General features: G+C 29.3%; 15 protein-coding genes. 2 read left to right on the forward strand and 13 right to left on the reverse strand.

The window, feature by feature from the left end; translation table 11 throughout:
- Window positions 1–186 precede the first annotated feature (186 nt).
- The 7 genes from ACTG45_RS13385 to prmA form a co-directional block, all read right to left on the reverse strand.
- On the reverse strand, window positions 187–684 hold the full coding sequence (locus ACTG45_RS13385; protein WP_021385352.1) for a TspO/MBR family protein: 498 nt from the start codon (window positions 682–684) through the stop codon (window positions 187–189).
- A gap of 110 nt (window positions 685–794) precedes the next feature.
- Window positions 795–1,238 (reverse strand): GatB/YqeY domain-containing protein, encoded by a 444-nt coding sequence (locus tag ACTG45_RS13390; RefSeq protein ID WP_054271053.1) that lies wholly within the window; start codon window positions 1,236–1,238, stop codon window positions 795–797.
- Window positions 1,239–1,267: 29 nt separating this feature from the next.
- Window positions 1,268–1,447 carry a 30S ribosomal protein S21 gene (rpsU, locus tag ACTG45_RS13395; protein ID WP_003416618.1) on the reverse strand — a complete coding sequence of 60 codons (180 nt, stop codon included), beginning with the start codon at window positions 1,445–1,447 and terminating at the stop codon, window positions 1,268–1,270.
- Window positions 1,448–1,610: 163 nt separating this feature from the next.
- Complete coding sequence (locus tag ACTG45_RS13400) at window positions 1,611–1,961, reverse strand: histidine triad nucleotide-binding protein (protein WP_021385324.1); 351 nt, start codon at window positions 1,959–1,961, stop codon at window positions 1,611–1,613.
- Between the two features lie 42 nt (window positions 1,962–2,003).
- Window positions 2,004–3,302 (reverse strand): tRNA (N(6)-L-threonylcarbamoyladenosine(37)-C(2))-methylthiotransferase MtaB, encoded by a 1,299-nt coding sequence (mtaB, locus tag ACTG45_RS13405; RefSeq protein ID WP_054271055.1) that lies wholly within the window; start codon window positions 3,300–3,302, stop codon window positions 2,004–2,006.
- A 1-nt stretch (window position 3,303) separates the two neighbouring features.
- Window positions 3,304–4,062 (reverse strand): RsmE family RNA methyltransferase, encoded by a 759-nt coding sequence (locus tag ACTG45_RS13410; RefSeq protein WP_479919133.1) that lies wholly within the window; start codon window positions 4,060–4,062, stop codon window positions 3,304–3,306.
- A gap of 18 nt (window positions 4,063–4,080) precedes the next feature.
- On the reverse strand, window positions 4,081–5,028 hold the full coding sequence (gene prmA, locus ACTG45_RS13415) for a 50S ribosomal protein L11 methyltransferase (protein WP_021385334.1): 948 nt from the start codon (window positions 5,026–5,028) through the stop codon (window positions 4,081–4,083).
- Window positions 5,029–5,391: 363 nt separating this feature from the next.
- On the opposite strand from prmA, the gene ACTG45_RS13420 reads away from it, so the two are divergent.
- Together ACTG45_RS13420 and ACTG45_RS13425 are read left to right on the forward strand one after the other, a co-directional pair.
- Window positions 5,392–6,501 (forward strand): ABC transporter ATP-binding protein, encoded by a 1,110-nt coding sequence (locus ACTG45_RS13420; RefSeq protein ID WP_479919134.1) that lies wholly within the window; start codon window positions 5,392–5,394, stop codon window positions 6,499–6,501.
- Window positions 6,502–6,530: 29 nt separating this feature from the next.
- Window positions 6,531–7,298, forward strand: a complete 768-nt coding sequence (locus ACTG45_RS13425) for a PucR family transcriptional regulator (RefSeq protein ID WP_479917118.1) — start codon at window positions 6,531–6,533, stop codon at window positions 7,296–7,298.
- 186 nt (window positions 7,299–7,484) lie between these two features.
- Here ACTG45_RS13425 and ACTG45_RS13430 read toward each other — a convergent pair whose 3' ends face one another.
- The 6 genes from ACTG45_RS13430 to hrcA all read right to left on the reverse strand — a co-directional run bounded on the left by ACTG45_RS13430 (window position 7,485) and on the right by hrcA (window position 15,756).
- Window positions 7,485–8,858 (reverse strand): MFS transporter, encoded by a 1,374-nt coding sequence (locus tag ACTG45_RS13430; RefSeq protein WP_479919135.1) that lies wholly within the window; start codon window positions 8,856–8,858, stop codon window positions 7,485–7,487.
- A gap of 32 nt (window positions 8,859–8,890) precedes the next feature.
- Window positions 8,891–9,826 (reverse strand): ROK family protein, encoded by a 936-nt coding sequence (locus ACTG45_RS13435; RefSeq protein ID WP_021385304.1) that lies wholly within the window; start codon window positions 9,824–9,826, stop codon window positions 8,891–8,893.
- A 956-nt stretch (window positions 9,827–10,782) separates the two neighbouring features.
- Window positions 10,783–11,937 (reverse strand): molecular chaperone DnaJ, encoded by a 1,155-nt coding sequence (dnaJ, locus tag ACTG45_RS13440; protein WP_021385307.1) that lies wholly within the window; start codon window positions 11,935–11,937, stop codon window positions 10,783–10,785.
- Between the two features lie 210 nt (window positions 11,938–12,147).
- Window positions 12,148–13,995: a molecular chaperone DnaK gene (dnaK, locus tag ACTG45_RS13445; protein ID WP_021385295.1), complete on the reverse strand. Its 1,848-nt coding sequence runs from the start codon at window positions 13,993–13,995 to the stop codon at window positions 12,148–12,150.
- A gap of 91 nt (window positions 13,996–14,086) precedes the next feature.
- A complete protein-coding gene (gene grpE / locus ACTG45_RS13450) occupies window positions 14,087–14,707 on the reverse strand; it encodes a nucleotide exchange factor GrpE (RefSeq protein WP_479919136.1) in 621 nt (206 codons plus the stop codon).
- A gap of 29 nt (window positions 14,708–14,736) precedes the next feature.
- Window positions 14,737–15,756, reverse strand: coding sequence for a heat-inducible transcriptional repressor HrcA (gene hrcA / locus ACTG45_RS13455; protein WP_004454754.1), 1,020 nt, complete (start codon window positions 15,754–15,756; stop codon window positions 14,737–14,739).
- Between the last annotated feature and the right edge of the window lie 51 nt (window positions 15,757–15,807).

Consider the following 15,807-nt stretch of genomic DNA (forward strand, 5'->3'; position numbering starts at 1 on the left):
CTCTCCCTTCGAGCCTTTCCAATTCTAATACTTTAATATGTTAATCTTTAAATACAATTTTGATAAATTTATTATATTTAAATTAATATTATTGTATATGAAAATGATTCTTTTTAATAGTCTATTCATTTTTTATTTGATATGATATTATTAAAAGTACAGGGTAATTTACAGAATCTTTACATTCTATTTATTAATAAACCATATAAAATAATTCAAAAATCCAGCGTAGACAAGCCACATCAAATAAACCAAATTTATGTATCCAGCTCTCTTATCTATTTTAGAAAACTTTGAAATCATTATTATAGAAACCAAAATCATTATTATTATGTCTACTAAAGCTGTAAATCGAAGTCCAAATCCAAAAAATAATATAGACCAAACAAAATTTAATGCAAGTTGTAACCCATAATAAAAGATTGCATCTCTTACTTTAGGTAAGTTATAACCCTTTCTTAATATTAAGTATGAAGATATACCCATCAATATGTACAATACAGTCCAAACTATTGGAAAGATAAATGCTGGTGGCGCAAAGCTCGGCTTTGTAAGTTGTAAATAGTAGGTTGAAATATCTGTCCCACTAATAATCATTGTTAAAACACTACTTAAATAACCTATTATTAATGGTATAAATATGTTTATCAAAAAATTTCTAATTTCCTTTACTGATATAATCAAATTCTTCCCCTTCTTTCAAAATTTTCTTTGATTATAGATATGCTCAAATATGACTTGTTATTCTCAAAAAATATAAAAAGCCTAGAGATTTCTCTCTAGGCTATATCAATCTATTGTAAGTTTTGTTTTACCAACTTATTTATAAGTTTTCCGTCAGCTCTTCCTTTAACCTTTGGTTGGATAACTGACATTATTTTTCCCATATCCTTCATAGATGTTGCTCCTACTTCAGATATAGTAGATTTTACAATTTCTTCTAACTCTTCTTCGCTTAATTGTTGAGGTAGGTACTCTTTTAAAACTTCAATTTCAGCTTCTGTTTCTTTTATTAAGTCTTCTCTTCCAGCTTTTTCAAATTCAACTAATGCATCTCTACGTTGCTTTAATTGCTTTGCTATTACATCGATAATTCCATCTTCATCAAGCTCGACTCTATTATCAACCTCATACTGCTTTATGGAAGCTCTTATTAAAGTTACTACAGATTTTCTCACTGTATCTTTGTTTTTCATAGAAGATTTCAAATCCTCTTGTAACTTTTGCTTAAGGGACATCCCCTTCACCTCTTTATTCTTATTTACTACTATTTCTTAGCGTTTTTTCTTCTTGCTGCTTCAGCTTTTTTCTTACGCTTAACGCTTGGCTTATCATAGTGCTCTCTTTTTCTCACTTCTGACATGATGCCAGACATTGCACATTGACGCTTGAATCTTCTTAAAGCGCTGTCTAATGTTTCATTCTCTCTAACTCTTACTTCTGACATTTCTTTTTCCCTCCCTCCAATAGCGCAATTATGCTGGGACTGTAACTATGTTCTTTTTTGCATAATATGCATTACAACCTAACACTTTGTTTATTATAAACTAAATTTTTACTTTTATCAAGTATTTTTATCAAGAAGGAACTCAATTTTTCAATAATTTAGTTTAGTTTTGTCCCGCTTCGTAATTAGGAAGCTTTTTACCAGCTAAAATATGATAGTGCAAATGTTTAACTTCTTGCCCTCCATCACTTCCACAATTATTTATGATTCTGAATCCAGTTTGGTCAAAACCTTTCTCCTTAGCTATTTTATTAATAACAACATGAATATGTGACACAATGTCCATCTCTTTATCAGGAATATCAATTACACTATCGTAATGTTTTTTAGGTACTACCAATATATGGTATGGAGCAACTGGGTTTAAGTCGTTAAACGCTAAGACTTTATCATCTTCATAAACTTTAGTTGAAGGTATTTCTCCGTTCGCTATTTTACAAAAAATACAATCCATTTTTTCCACCTCCTATCTTATAAATATTATAATTTCTACATGTTATATCAAAATTCCTTCTACATATTCATCTTTTACATCATTTATTTTCACTTTTAATATCTGACCTTGTATATTTTTGTCACTTTCAACAACAACTCTTATATAATTTGACGTTAGCCCCTCAAATTTATTTCCTTCTATATTTTGTTCAAATAAAACATCTAACTCACTTCCAATAAATTTATTGGCAAATTTATTAAAATTTACTTTGCTTAAATTTAAAAGTTGTTCACTTCTAAAATGTTTCATTTGAGGGTCAACCTGATTTTCCATAGTCGCAGCTGGAGTTCCTTTTCTTGGTGAGTATTTAAAAATATGCATTTGTGAAAGCTCTATTTCTTTTAAAAACTCATATGTTTCTTTGAACTCATCATTTGTCTCTCCTGGAAATCCTACTATCACATCTGTAGTTATTGCTACATTTGGCATTTTACTTCTCAATCTATCTACAATAGTTTTGTACTCTGAAGTTGTGTATCTTCTATTCATTCTTTTTAAGGTTTCATCACATCCACTTTGAAGTGATAAATGGTAATGAGGACAAACTTTATCCATCTTTAAAACTTCATTCACAAATTCATCTGTAAATAAGATTGGTTCAACAGAACTAAGTCTAATTCTCTCTATTTTATCTATTTCATTTATTTGTTTTATTACATCAAGAAGTTTAATATCCTTATCTTTTAAATCTTTTCCATAAGAGGCAACATGTATTCCTGTTAATACGACCTCTTTATAGCCATTATTAGCCAATTTTTTTACTTCATCGACTATACTATCAATATCCCTACTTCTAACGCGTCCTCGTGCATAAGGAATTATACAGTAGGTACAAAATCTATCACACCCATCTTGTATTTTCATAAATGCTCTAGTCTTTCCGTTAGTTTGACTGATTTCTATTTCTTCAAATGCTTTAACTTTCATTATGTCATCAACCGTACTAACTTTCTTACTTGCATCTATCTTTTTAATTTCTTCAACAATCTTTCTTCTGTCATTTGTACCCATAACTAAATTTACTTCTTCTATATCCAAAATTTCCTCTGGAGATACCTGGGAATAGCATCCCACCACGGCTATTATTGCATCTGGATTTTTCTTTTTAACTCGTCTTATATATTGACGAGATTTTCTATCACTCATATGAGTAACTGTACATGTGTTTATAACATAAACGTCGGCATATTCTTCACTATTAACTTGTTCATAACCATCTTTTTCAAATAGCTCTAGCATAGCCTCAGTTTCATATTGATTGACTTTACACCCAAGTGTATAAAAAGCTACTTTTTTCAATTTATTTTTCTCCTCCTAAATCACTTAGCTCATACAAAGCTATTGTTGATGCTACAACAGAAGCTGTCTCAGTTCTCAATATTCTAGGTCCTAATGATACAACACTACAATTATCTTGTTGTACTTGTTCTATTTCTTCTTCAGAAAATCCACCTTCAGGACCTACAAAAATTCCAATACTATCTATATTAGAATCACATTTTTTAAGTGCATGCTTTATTGAAACTGTTCTTTCATTTTCATAAGGGCAAATATTTATATTATTTTTCTTCATATCTTCTAAAGTTTCTCTAAAACTTAAAACACCTCTTAGTTTTGGTATTTTACCTCTTTTACTTTGCTTTGCTGCTTCATAAATTATTCTTTCCCAACGTTCAAATTTTTTGTCTTCTTTTTTGTCATCAACTTTAGCAACACTTCTCTTCGTTTGAACTAATATTATTTCTTCTACTCCTACTTCAGTTAATTTTTGAAGTATCATCTCCATTTTTGGAGCTTTGGGAAGCCCCTGATATAACCTTATTTTAAGTGCTGATTCTCTATTTATATCAACTTTTTCTAAAATATTTAAATTAACCACACTTTTATCTATATTCGTTATCTCACAAATATACTCATTATTATCTTTGTCACATACCTCAAGCTTCTCACCTAACTTACATCTTAAGACTTTTGAAATATGTTTTACATCTTCACCTTCTATAGTGCAAGTTTTATCTTGTAGATTTATATTATTTTTTTCAACAAAAAATCTGTCCATTATACTCCACCATACCTTCTATTTTTTAAGCTTAGAAACTATTGCTGACCATTCACCTAGTTTTTGAACTTCAACTATTTCAAATCCATTTTCAATTAAACTTTCTTTAACTTCTTCAACTTTATCCAGAATTATACCTGAAGATATGAATATAGCATCTTCTTTCATAAAGTTTTGTACATCTTTTGCAAGTATCTTTATTATGTCGGCTATTATATTTGCAACTATTACATCAGCTTTATCTTTTATTACATCAGTTAAATTGCCATGCATTACAGATACATTTTCTTCAACTTTATTTTCAATTACATTTTCTTTTGCAACTTTTACTGCCACTTCGTCTAAATCTACAGCTATAACTTCTTTTGCCCCTAATTTGGCTGCTGCTATTGCAAGGATTCCACTACCACAACCAATATCAAATACTTTAGAATCTTTATTTACATATTTTTCTAATTCTCTGATACACATACTAGTAGTCTCATGTGTCCCTGTGCCAAATGCCATACCAGGGTCAAGCTCTATTATTAAATCCCCTTCTTGCATAGTATAATCTTCCCATGTAGGTTTTACTACTACTCTTTGCCCTACTTTTGTTGGTTTGTAATATGCCTTCCATGCATTTGCCCAATCAGCTTCATTTACTTGGTCTAATGATACACTTCCTTCACCTATATCTATACCAAAATCTTTTAAGCCTAAAACTTTTTGCTTTATTATTTCGACAAATTCCATCACATTTTTTTCTTCCGAAACGTAAGTTTTTATAAGTACGTTGTCTTCTTCATTCTTTTTAAATACTTCTTCTTCAACATAATCCCAATCTAGTTCATTTTTCTTTTGAAATAAAAAGTCTTTTGGGTCTTCTATTACAGCCCCACCAGCTCCTTGTTCATATAGTATGTTTGTTATAGGCTCAACTGCTTCTGTTGTTGTTTTTATAGTTACTTCTATCCAATTATTCATAAGTTTACCTCTCTTCTATATAGTAATATTCCTGTTTTTCCATAACTTTTATTATATCATAAATATTGTGCTTTTTTGTTTTATAAATTTTTATTAATAATATCTTAATGACGTAGACTTTTCAATTTTTACTAAATTAAGCCTAGAAGTAGTAGTCTAGAGGGCATAAATTATTAAATTCTACTAAAATAATAATAGATATCTCTTTTTAATATCTTTTGCAGATTACATAATAATCCACATTATATGTAAAAATAATAGTAATTACATTATTAAACAAAAAAGTTTAGCTATTTTACACATTTAATAGAATAAAAAAATTTGATATTATATAATTAAAATTTAAATATTAAGGAGAACACCATGTCAGAAGTAATCTTAAAAAATATATCAAAACTTTACTCTAATGGATTTAATGCAGTAAAAAATATAAATATAGATATCAATGATAAAGAATTTATCGTTTTAGTAGGTCCATCTGGTTGTGGTAAATCAACTACACTTAGAATGATTGCTGGTCTTGAAGAAATATCTGAAGGAGAACTATACATTGGAGATAAACTAGTCAATGATATAGAACCAAAAGATAGAGATATAGCTATGGTTTTTCAAAACTATGCTCTATATCCACATTTATCAGTTTATGAAAATATGGCATTTGCACTTAAACTTAGAAAATTATCCAAAGATGAGATAGATAAAAAAGTTAAAGAAGCTGCTAAAATATTAGATTTAACACCCCTTTTAAATAAAAAACCTAAAACATTGTCTGGTGGACAAAGACAAAGAGTTGCTCTAGGACGTGCAATAGTTAGAAATCCTAAAGTATTCTTAATGGATGAACCTCTATCCAACTTAGATGCAAAACTTAGAACTGCCATGAGAACAGAAATAACTAAGCTTCACCAACAGCTTGGAACTACATTTATATATGTGACACATGACCAAGTTGAAGCTATGACTATGGCTGATAGAATCGTAGTAATGAAAGATGGAGTGGTTCAACAGATTGCAACCCCACAAGATGTATATGACTATCCAACTAATATCTTTGTTGCAGGATTCATTGGAGCACCACAGATGAATTTTATTGATGTAACATTAATAGAAGATAACAATGAAATATATGCAAAAAATGAAAATATTAAATTTAAATTAGATAAAGAAAAACACTACGATTTAATAAAAGATAATTATATTAATAATGAAGTTGTTATAGGCATCAGACCAGAAGATATTCATGTAGAAGATGCTTTTATTAAAGCCAATCCAGACACTTGTTTTAAATCAAAGATTGAAATAAAAGAACTCATGGGAGCAGAAACTTATGCTCATTTAAAACTGGGTGAAAATACGATAACAATTAGATTTGATAGTAAAAACAGAATTAATGTTGGTGATGACTTAACACTTTCAGTTGATAACAGTAGAATACACATATTTGACAAAGAAACTACTTTGGCTATAAGATAAGGATATAATCTTATTTTTAAGGAGACTTTATGGAAGATTTAAAAAGTTTTTTAGAAAGACAACTTAATAAAAAAATAAATATCTATCCGTATGAAAATCAAAGTTTGAACTCTAATAGCAATTTAGTTACTTTCAATAATACTATTTATGTTGTTGATTTTCTAGATGAAAATAATTTTGATAATCTAAAAGGTAACTTTTATTTAATTTATCAAGCCCATATAGATTTTGAATATCTAAAAAATATTTTTTACAACTTATATGATGATATAAATATAATACAACACAATGATTTCTTTGTTGTAAATTCTAAATACGACTTAGATATTAATGTAACTACACAAAATATAATTGAAACTGAAACTTATCAAAGTACCTATATTTTTTATCTTGGTGAGTTAGATAATAAATCTGACTTTAATTTTAGAGTTCAATTATGTTCTGATTTACTGCCTTCTATTGTAAAAGATAATGCTGAAAATAAATTTTTAAATTTATTTGACCTTATTAGATATAAAACTTTTGACTTGATTAATAAAGACAATATACTTAATAAATTAATAGACTTTAATAAGATTAAATCTATTGATGAAGAACTTCTATATACAGGAATAAAGTTTATAAATAATGACTTAAATATTTCTAAGACATCTACTAGTATGTTTTTACATAGAAATACGCTAGTCTATAGGCTGGAAAAGATTAATGATATACTTGGATTTGATTTAAAGAACTTTGAAAATGCAATGATTTTTTATCTGAGTGTCAAATCTTATTTTCTATATAAAAAAATTTAAGTACTAAATTAAGCAGAACTTTGAAATATTAGTTCAAAGTTCTGCTTAATTTTAATTCATAATATTGTATACCTATTAAGTATTCTTCATTTCAAGTCTTGAAGTTTATAAATATCAATCACTCATGTTTTACAAACAATATTTTCAAATATATTAAATGTTAAACCTATTAAAGGCATAAATTTACTATTTTACTGTTCTTAATTCTTTCTTTAAAACAAAATTCAATAAAAAACTTATTGTACCTAAAACCACCATAACATAACCTAATATTTGAAATTGAGCTGATGTTATACTTGCTTCAAATACCATTCCAAGTAGAACTGTTGCTAAAATAGAACCTAAATAACGACTAGTTTGAAATAGACCTGAAGCTGTTCCTATACTATCAGGAGGGCTTTCTTTAAACATAGACGACTGTAATGCCACATTTCCAACTCCATAACTAATACCTGCTAATGATAAAATAATACCCTTTCCAACTACTGGTATATGAACAAAAATTATCGCAAGAAGTACTGCACTAATCAGCATAAAAATTGATGACATCATCAGAGGCAATCTAGTACCAGATTTGTCTATCCATCTCCCAGTTAATGGAGATATAAATATACCTATACCAGACATAAATAACATAAATAACCCAGTCGATTTTGCACTATAATGTAGTGCATCTTGAAAGTAACTAGGAAGACCAAAAAACAAAATATAATTAAAGAAATTTAATATAATAAACTGTAAGTAAACCTTTGACAGTTTAGGATTATTTACAAATAACTTAATATCTATAAATGGTAATTTTATTCTAAGCTCATGCCAAATAAAAATACACATCAATATTACACCCAATACAAGTTGTTCTAAATTAAGAGACTCTTTCATAGATAACAAGAATAGTAATAGAAAAATCATTGCAATTGAAAATAAAAGTATACCAATAATATCTAATCTCGATAAAACATTTTTTAAAGTCTCTTTTATACAGTTTCTCCCTTTTGTTTCTTTTGGAAATAAAAAATATCCTAAACATATAGAAACTATAACAATAGGTATGTTTACAAGAAATATAGCATGCCATCCACCTAAATCCAACAATAATCCCCCAAGTGTTGGCCCCAATCCTGCTGTAGTTGAAGCAAAGATGGTTAAAACAGCCAATGCAGAAGATTGTCTTTCCTTTATATTATTTTGTATAAGAGCAACACCAGATGGATATAGAGTACTTGTTCCAATAGCCTGAATTACTCTTATAAAAATCAATATAAAAAATGATTGAACAAATGGTACTATAGATGCCGACAAAATCACAAGTATCAAACCACTCAAAAACAAGACTTTCCTACCTATTAAATCTCCTATCTTCCCTGAAACTGGTTGTGCAATGGCACTAGCTAAATAAAATGCTGAAACAATCCAAGACACCGTTGTAAAGCTAATATGAAAATCATTTTGTATACTATGTAAAGCAAGTGAAATCATAGAGGAATTGAGAGGATTAAGCATAGTTCCTGAACCTATAGCTATCAAAAAAAGTGTTCTTCTAGCATTTATTTTACTCATATATCATGCCTCCAATAAGCAACTCCTTTACCTTATAAAAAAGCTGCTCCTATAATTCCTGCGTCTGAACCTAAAGTTGCACATGTAATTGTAGCTATCTCTTCTTTTTTGCACAATACAAATTTTCTTACCAAATCTTCTATTCCATCAAGTATTATATCACTAGCTTTAGAAATACCTCCACCAATAGATATAATTTCTGGGTCTAAAGAATTTATTGTATTTGCAAAAGTCTTAGCTAAATATTCTTTAAATCTATTTATTACTTCAATTGCAACTTCATCATTTTCTCTATATGAATCAAACACCATCTTTGCATTTATATTTTCTAAATTTCCTTCTGCTAAATCTAAAATCATACTTTCTCGTCCCTCTTGTATCAACTTTTGAGAATACTTTATAATTGCAGTCGCTGAACAAAAAGTTTCTACACAACCATTATTTCCACAATTACAATCAAAATAGTTTTCTCCTATAATTTGATGACCTATTTCTGAACCTAATCCATGTGCTCCAGAAAAAACTTTTTGATTAATTATTATTCCTCCACCTACACCAGTTCCTAAAGTATATAAAACACCAACATTAGCACCCTTCATACTTCCAAATTTTGCTTCTCCAAGTGCTGCTACTGTTGCATCATTTTCTCCATTAATTTCAACATTTGGAAAGATTCTTTTTAGTTCCTTATTAAAATCTTTTCTCTCCCATTTTAAATTTACACAGGTTACTAAATCATCTTTATTTATAAATCCAGGTACACCAAACCCAATAGATTTTATATTGTTAATAGTAAGTTTATTATCTTCTAACAACTTATCAATCATTACTTTTATGTCATTAAGTACTCCTTCAAAGCCTTTTTCAATCACGGTCTTACATTCCGACCTAAAAAGTATTTTACCATTATCATCAACTACCCCTGCTTGTATACCTGTTCCACCTATATCTACACCTATATAATACATCTTTCTTCACCTTTCTCTTTTGAATCATTTAATTTTACTCTATATTTTATTATATATATAGTATATTAAAATGTGACACTATGCAAATTTTTCATAACAGTTTATACACAAAGTAAAAACATCTTCCCACAGTATATCTTTACTGCGAGAAGATGTCTATTTTATTAATTATTTTAATTTGTTAAGCGTTCAAAACAAACTATATTTAAAACAAGTATTTTAAATCTTTATCTCTACTTATTTTTTATCTACAATATTATTTATAACTAAAAATCAAACAAATCTTAAGTATATCTTTTAGTAGGTATAAATTAACTTTCTGCAAAAGCCACTTCTATCTTCATCCAATCTATACTAAAAACCTTAATACACATTACATGTATATTTCTTTACACATACATATATCTAGCTACATATTTCTTTACATACATATCTAGTACAGCAACTAATAATACATACATATTTCTTTACACACGTACATAAAATCAATTTATAATTATTTTTCCTTAACTTAATTATAATTAGATAAATCTTTTGTAAAAATTTTAATTTACACTATACAAAAGATTTAAAAATTAGATACCTTGTCTATATAACATTACTATTTTACTATCAAAGGTTTAAGTCTAGGTAATTACAATAATTATCCCAGCTTATGAGTTTTTCCAGTACTTAATACAGCACTAAAAGTATCTAATTTTATCTTATAGATTATAATTGAGTTTTCTTCATCATTTGGCAGTGCCACATCCGTTCCCACTGGAATCACCCCTTTCTATTGTTTGATTATATTATAGCATATTATATATTGTGAGACAAGTATTTTTCAGAAAATTTTCTATATTCAGTTTTAATTTTTTTATATGAAAATAGCCAATATAAAAATCATAATATCCGTTGAAAATCTCTCAAATAACTAAGATTTCAAAAATATGATTATATATTGGCTACTTTAATTACTTTTTCTTAAACATATCTTCTATCTTCTGTCCAAATGTTTTTTTCTTTTCGTGGACGTTCGACCCACACTCCTTCGCAAATTCTCTTAATAGATCTTTTTGCTTGTCGTTTAATTTTTTAGGGATTTCAACTACAACTTTAACATACTGGTCTCCTCTTGAATTACCCCTAATTCTAGGAATTCCTTTTTCTTTAAGTCTAAATACAGTTCCAGTTTGTGTTCCTTCTGGTACACTGTATTTAACTTTTCCATCCAAAGTAGGTACTTCTATCTCATCACCTAAAGTTGCTTGAACAAATGTAATTGGCATCTCAAAGTAAATATCATTTCCATCTCTAGTAAATAGTGGATGTGACTTAACATTAACTACAATATATAAGTCTCCTCTTGGAGCACCTTTTTCTCCTACTTCACCTTGACCAGAAAGTTTTATCATTTGACCATCATCTATACCTGCAGGTATATCTACTTCTATAGTCTTAACTTTTCTTGTATTTCCAGTTCCGTGACATTTACTACATGGAGACTCAATAACTTCCCCAGTTCCATTACAAGCACTACATGGTCTTGAACTTGCTATATTACCAAATGGAGTTCTTTGAACAGTTCTAACTTGACCAGTTCCATTACAAGTTGAACAAGTTTTCTTTGATGTACCTGGTTTTGCTCCAGTTCCATCACACTCTTCACACTCTTCACTTCTGTTTACCTTTATAGACATCTTTTTACCAAATGCAGCTTCTTCAAAAGATATACTAACACTTTGTCTTATATCCGCACCACGTTGAGGACCTCTTCTTCTCTGTCTTCCACCTCCGAAGCCTCCTCCAAACATGTCACCAAATATATCTCCAAACATATCTTCAAAACCACCAAAGCCTTGACCGTTAAATCCTCCTTGACCACCAAAGCCTCCTTGGCCATTTAGTCCATCATGCCCAAACTGGTCATAAGTTTTTCTCTTTGTATCATCTGATAGTACTTCATAAGCTTCATTTATCTCTTTAAATTTTTCTTCTGCTTCTTTATCTCCAGGATTTCTATCTGGATGGTACTTCATTGCTAATTTTCTGTAAGCTTTTTTTATTTCCTGAGCTTCTGCACCTTTACTGATGCCTAAGACTTCATAATAATCCCTTTTTGTACTCAAAAATTGACACCACCTTCATTTTACAAAACGATAGCTTGTAGAATAATAAACTACAAGCTATCATTAATTCTTATATTCTACTTTAAGTTATATAATCTATGATATATTATATTCTTTATGATGTATATTGTCCATATATCTTTAATATCTATATGATTTTCATAAATCATATATTATCTAGCTATAATTTAGCGTTACATATTATATATCTTATTTGTCTTCATCTACTTCTTTAAAGTCAGCATCTACTACATTGTCATCTTTAGGTCCATTGTCTTGAGCTTGTTCTGCACCTTGTGCTGCTTGTTGTTCTTGCGCTGCTTGTTGGTACATTTCTTGAGATACTTTTTGGAACTTAGTCATTACTTCGTCTGTAGCTTTCTTAAGTTCTTCTGCTGTAGCATCTTGTTTGTCTTTTACAGTTTTTAAGTTTTCTATAGCTTTTTCTATATCCTCTTTATCACTTGAACTTATTTTATCTCCAAGTTCATTTAAAGTCTTTTCAGTTTGATATATAGTAGATTCAGCTTGGTTAAATGCTTCTATTTTTTCTTTCTTTTGTTTGTCAGCTTCTGCATTCATTTCAGCTTCTTTTACTTTTTGCTCTATCTCAGCTTCTGATAGATTAGTGTTTGATGTTATAGTTATTTTTTGTTCTTTTCCTGTACCTAAGTCTTTAGCTGAAACATTAACTATACCATTTGCATCTATATCAAATGTAACTTCTATTTGAGGTATTCCTCTTTGTGCTGGTGGTATATCTGTTAATTGGAATCTTCCTAAAGTTGTATTGTCATAAGCCATACTTCTTTCACCTTGAAGAACATGTATATCAACAGCTGTTTGATTATCAGCAGCAGTTGAGAATACTTGAGATTTCTTAGTTGGTATTGTAGTATTTCTTTCTATTATCTTAGTCATTACATTACCCATTGTTTCTATACCAAGAGATAATGGAGTAACGTCTAGTAATAATAAATCTTTAACGTCTCCTGCTAAAACTCCTGCTTGTATAGAAGCTCCTGCTGCAACACACTCATCTGGATTTATACCTTTGTGAGGCTCTTTTCCTATAAATTTCTTAACAGCTTCTTGTACTGCTGGTATTCTTGTAGAACCACCTACTAATAATACATCATCTATATCACCTGTAGAAAGTCCTGCATCTTGTAAAGCTCTCTTAGTTGGTTCCATAGTTTTTTCAACTAAACCTCTAGTTAATTCTTCAAATTTAGCTCTTGATAAGTCTATATTTAAGTGTTTTGGTCCTTCTGCTGTAGCAGTTATGAAAGGTAAGTTTATGTTTGAATTCATTGTTGATGATAATTCTTTCTTAGCCTTTTCTGCTGCTTCTTTTAATCTTTGAAGAGCCATATTGTCATTTCTTAAGTCTACACCTTCAGCTTTTTTGAATTCATCTGCTAAATAGTCTATTACTATTTGGTCAAAATCATCTCCACCTAATCTATTGTTACCAGCTGTAGCTAAAACTTCGAAAGTTCCATCTCCTATTTCAAGTATAGATACGTCAAAAGTTCCTCCACCTAAGTCAAATACTAAGATTTTCTTTTCTTGGTCTAATTTATCCATACCGTAAGCAAGTGCTGCTGCTGTTGGTTCATTTATTATTCTCTTAACATCAAGCCCTGCTATTCTACCAGCATCTTTAGTAGCTTGTCTTTGAGCATCTGTAAAATAAGCTGGAACTGTTATAACTGCCTCTGTTACTGTTTGTCCTAAGTAACTTTCTGCATCTGATTTTAATTTTTGTAATATTATTGCTGATATTTCTTGTGGAGTATATGATTTTCCATCTATATTTACTTTGTAATCAGTTCCCATATGAGTTTTTATAGAAGTTATTGTTTTATCTGCATTTGTAACTGCTTGTCTTTTTGCAGGCTCTCCAACTATTCTTTCACCATCTTTTGTAAATGCTACTACTGATGGAGTAGTTCTCATACCTTCGCTATTTGCTATTATTTGTGCTTCTCCACCTTCTAATACTGCAACACATGAATTTGTTGTTCCTAAATCTATTCCTATTATTTTTCCCATGACTAAAATCCTCCTCGAGTAATTATATAATTAAGTTTTACTTATTTGAATATTTTATATTAGGTTAAATAATTTAACCTTTAATTTATATTTAGCAAGAAACTTTAACCATTGAAGGTCTTATAACTTTAGTTCCTAGCTTATATCCTTTTTGAAGCACCATTACTATTTGATTTGCTTCAACTCCATCTACACTTTCTTGCATAACTGCTAAGTGTAAATTAGGGTCAAATTCCTTAGATTCTGCTTCTATTTCTTCTACTCCAAATTTTACTAGAGTGTCTATTAACTGTTTATGTACAAGGCTTATACCCTTATACATAGTATCTTCCTTATCTGCACATGCATCTAAGGCTCTTTCCATACTATCTATAACTGGTATTAACTCAGTTATTATCTTTTCATTTGCAAACACACCTATTGTCTCTTTTTCTTGTTGAGTTCTTCTTCTATAGTTTGCATATTCGGCTTGAAGTCTTTGATATTTATCATTTGATTCATCTAATTCGTCTTGCAATTTTTTTTCTGCTAATTTAGAATTTATATCTGTTACATTTTCATCATCAACTTCTTTTTCATCACTTGTTTCACTTGATTCCTCACATTCTTCATTAACAATTTCCTCTTCTAACTCTACTTGAGTTTCAGATTCTTGGTTAATAGAAGTATCATTTTCTTCTTTTACTTCCTGTTGCTCATTTTTTTTATCCAAGACTTTACACCTCTCAATTTAAAATTTCTTTACTTTCTATTAATTAATAAACTCATATAATTTATTATAGAGTAAATCCTAGCATAATCCATTCTTGTAGGGCCTATAAAACTTATTCGCCCAACCAAGTCTCTATCTACATTATAAGTTGCTGTAACTATACTACAATCCTGTGCCAATTCACAATCATTATCACTACCAATTATTATATTTAGATTGTCCTTTTGTATTCCCTTTGATTTAATTATGTCAGCTATTGTTTCCTTTTTTTCCAACATATTTAAAAATGACTTTGCTTTTAATACATCATTAAATTCTGGATAGCTAAATATATTAGTAGCTCCATTTAATGATAGAGAAAAATCTTCTTCTTTCATATTTGAATTCAAAGCATTTAAAAGCTCATCTATAAGTCCAGAATACTCACTTATTTCGTATTTAATAAAAGCAATTAGATTATCATCCAAATCTGTTATACTTTTACCTAAGAGCTTCCTTGTAAGATTATCAGAAATCAAGTTTAACTTAGATTGATCTAAATATACATTAGTTGTAAGGTTAGCTTTTTTTAAATCTCCTTTATCTGTTACAACTATAAGTAAAATATTATTGTCATTCATAGCAACTAATTGTATGTGCTTTATAACACTTTGATTTATTAAACTCTTAGTAACTGCTACAGTCGTATAGTTTGTTAGTTGAGATAATAGCTTGGAAGTTTCATGAATCAATTCTTTTATATGATTTATATTATGATTCATACATTGCTCAATAAGAATCTTATCATTATCATCCAATTCGCTTTTACTCATAAGAGAGTTTACATATAACTTATAGCCTTTTTCAGACGGAACTCTACCCGCAGAAGTATGAGGCTGAATCAAGTACCCTAATTCTTCAAGGTCAGCCATCTCATTTCTTATGGTAGCAGCACTAACACCTAAATCATGTCTTTTAGATATTGTTCTAGAACCTATAGCTTCAGCTGTTTCTATATAATCTTTAACTATAGCTTTGAGGATATTTAATTTTCTTTCATTTAATTCCATGCTCAGTATGCCTCCTAGCTGTTAGCACTCACCAAGTTTGAGTGCTAAAAA

This window comes from Clostridioides sp. LIBA-7602 (genome assembly GCF_056688945.1).

Bases quoted from the DNA above. Each gene is read 5' to 3' on its own strand.
- prmA (WP_021385334.1), bottom strand. From the start codon at position 5,028: ATGAATAATTGGATAGAAGTAACTATAAAAACAACAACAGAAGCAGTT.
- hrcA (WP_004454754.1), bottom strand. From the start codon at position 15,756: ATGGAATTAAATGAAAGAAAATTAAATATCCTCAAAGCTATAGTTAAA.
- ACTG45_RS13420 (WP_479919134.1), top strand. From the start codon at position 5,392: ATGTCAGAAGTAATCTTAAAAAATATATCAAAACTTTACTCTAATGGA.
- ACTG45_RS13410 (WP_479919133.1), bottom strand. From the start codon at position 4,062: ATGGACAGATTTTTTGTTGAAAAAAATAATATAAATCTACAAGATAAA.
- ACTG45_RS13425 (WP_479917118.1), top strand. From the start codon at position 6,531: ATGGAAGATTTAAAAAGTTTTTTAGAAAGACAACTTAATAAAAAAATA.
- ACTG45_RS13435 (WP_021385304.1), bottom strand. From the start codon at position 9,826: ATGTATTATATAGGTGTAGATATAGGTGGAACAGGTATACAAGCAGGG.
- dnaK (WP_021385295.1), bottom strand. From the start codon at position 13,995: ATGGGAAAAATAATAGGAATAGATTTAGGAACAACAAATTCATGTGTT.
- ACTG45_RS13400 (WP_021385324.1), bottom strand. From the start codon at position 1,961: ATGGATTGTATTTTTTGTAAAATAGCGAACGGAGAAATACCTTCAACT.
- ACTG45_RS13430 (WP_479919135.1), bottom strand. From the start codon at position 8,858: ATGAGTAAAATAAATGCTAGAAGAACACTTTTTTTGATAGCTATAGGT.
- rpsU (WP_003416618.1), bottom strand. From the start codon at position 1,447: ATGTCAGAAGTAAGAGTTAGAGAGAATGAAACATTAGACAGCGCTTTA.
- ACTG45_RS13390 (WP_054271053.1), bottom strand. From the start codon at position 1,238: ATGTCCCTTAAGCAAAAGTTACAAGAGGATTTGAAATCTTCTATGAAA.